Raw genomic sequence first — 1,975 nt, 5'->3', positions numbered from 1 at the left:
GGCGCCGGGGAACAGGAACGTGCCCCACTCGAAGCCGTCGATCTCGGTGATCGCGGTGCGGACCCGCAGGTCGAATCGGAAGCCGTCGACGCGCATCTCGGTGACCCACGCCGTCTCGCTGGGCGGCGTCGATTCGCTCGTGCAGCACCCGGCGTCGCTCACGCACCGCCCCGTGGCGGGCGACGCGAAGCCCGATGCCGCGGTCGTGCGCCTCTCGATCGGACTCGAGCACGTCGACGACCTGACGGCGGACCTCATGGCGGCCCTCGACGCGGCGGCCGAGGTCGGCGGCCTCGTGACGCGGGCACGCCACCACGCGACCGTCGCCTGACGGGCCGAACGCTCACTCGACGGTGTGCGGCGGGATGTGCGTCGAGCCGGTCGAGGGCGCCTCGACCGGCGGCGGCGCCGCCCCCGTGGCATCCGGGGTCGCCGCAGGGTTCCGGATGCCGACCCACGAGACGATCCCGCCGATGATGAGGAACACCGCGGTGGCCGTCGCCGCCCGGTGGTACCCGTCGACGTCGAGCTGCGTGCCGACGATGACGCCCAGGCTCGCGATCGCGACGAGTCCGGCGATGCGGGCCACCGCGTTGTTCACGGCCGACCCGATGCCGGCTCGCGCAGGGTCGACCGCGCCGAGGATCGCCGAGGTGAGCGGCGCCACCGTCATGGCCATGCCGAGGCCGATGACGAGGACCCCGGGCAGGAACTGCAGCCAGTAGTTCAGCTCGGGCTGGACGCTCAGCGTGAGCAGGTAGCCGACGGCGACGATGATCGGTCCCAGGGTCATGAACACCCGGGGGCCGAAGCGCGTGGAGAGCCCGCCGAACCACGACCCGAGCAGCACCAGCATGATGGTCGGCGGCAGGGTCGCGAGCCCGGCCACCGTCGCCGAGAAGCCCGCGGTCTGCTGCAGGAAGATCGTCATCACGAACGGACCGAGCGAGAACGACGCGTAGACGAACACCGTCGCGAGGTTGCCTGCCGCGAAGTTGCGGGCGCGGAACAGCGTGAGGGGCAGCATGGGCTGCGGCACCCGCCGTTCCCAGAGCACGAACGCGACGAGCGAGGCGAGGCCGACGAGGAGCGGCACGAACACCACGGGCGAGTCCCACCCGAACCGCTCCTGCTCGATGAGCGCGAACACCGTGCCGCCGAGGCCGACGACGCCGAGCACGGCGCCGACCCAGTCGATGCGCTCGCGGTTCGGGTTCGGGGCGTCCCGGCCGAGGGCGCGCATGAGCACGAGCACGACCGCGATCGGCAGGAGGTTGATCCAGAACACCGCTCGCCACGAGGCCAGGTCGACGAGGATGCCGCCGAAGAGCGGTCCGATGAGGAACGCGCTCGTCGTCCAGGCGGTCCAGCGGCCGATGGCCTTGCCCTGCTCGGACTTGGCGAACGTCGCGATGATCAGGGCGAGGGAGCTCGGCACGAGCAGCGCGCCCGCCGCCCCCTGGAGGGCACGCCCGATGACGAACACCAGCCCGGTGGGCGCGACGGCGCAGAGCACCGACGTCGCCGCGAACCCGTAGAGGCCGATGCGAATGATTCGGAGGCGGCCGAAGGAGTCGGAGAGCGAGCCGGCGAGCAGGATGAGCGACCCGAGCGTCAACAGGTAGGCGTCGACCGCCCACTGCTGCAGCGCGAGGCCGCCGCCGAGTTCTGCCGCGATCGACGGGAGCGCCACGTTGATGACCGCGCCGTCGAGGAACGCGATGAACGAGACGATGATGGCGACGACGAGCACCCGTGTGCGACGGTCCATCCGCCAATGCTGGCACAGTCGGCGGATGCGCGGGCGATCCGATGACCGCACGAGTGCCGGTCGCCGCGGCGCGACGGCACGGCGCACCGGACGCACCCCACTGCCTCAGCGACTGCCGAGCCGCCGGCGCAGGAAGTCGATGCGCGCCTGCAACTGGGTGACCGTGGCCTGCGCGACCGCGGGCCCTCCGCAGACGCGACGCAG

General features: G+C 72.1%; 1 protein-coding gene and 1 pseudogene. One reads left to right on the top strand and one right to left on the bottom strand.

Features of this window, described 5'->3' with window-relative positions:
- Positions 1-100: 100 nt before the first annotated feature.
- Positions 101-331 (top strand): annotated as a pseudogene (locus GH736_RS21985) (PLP-dependent transferase); the annotation flags it as partial.
- 12 nt (positions 332-343) lie between these two features.
- Here GH736_RS21985 and GH736_RS21980 read toward each other — a convergent pair.
- Positions 344-1,771: an MFS transporter gene (locus GH736_RS21980; RefSeq protein ID WP_159607080.1), complete on the bottom strand. Its 1,428-nt coding sequence runs from the start codon at positions 1,769-1,771 to the stop codon at positions 344-346.
- Positions 1,772-1,975: the final 204 nt, after the last annotated feature.

This window comes from Agromyces humi, assembly GCF_009720255.1.
GTDB classification, from domain to species: domain Bacteria; phylum Actinomycetota; class Actinomycetes; order Actinomycetales; family Microbacteriaceae; genus Agromyces; species Agromyces humi.
The sequence above is the reverse complement of the archived record's forward strand: the minus strand, read 5'-3'. Positions and strand labels throughout refer to the sequence as shown.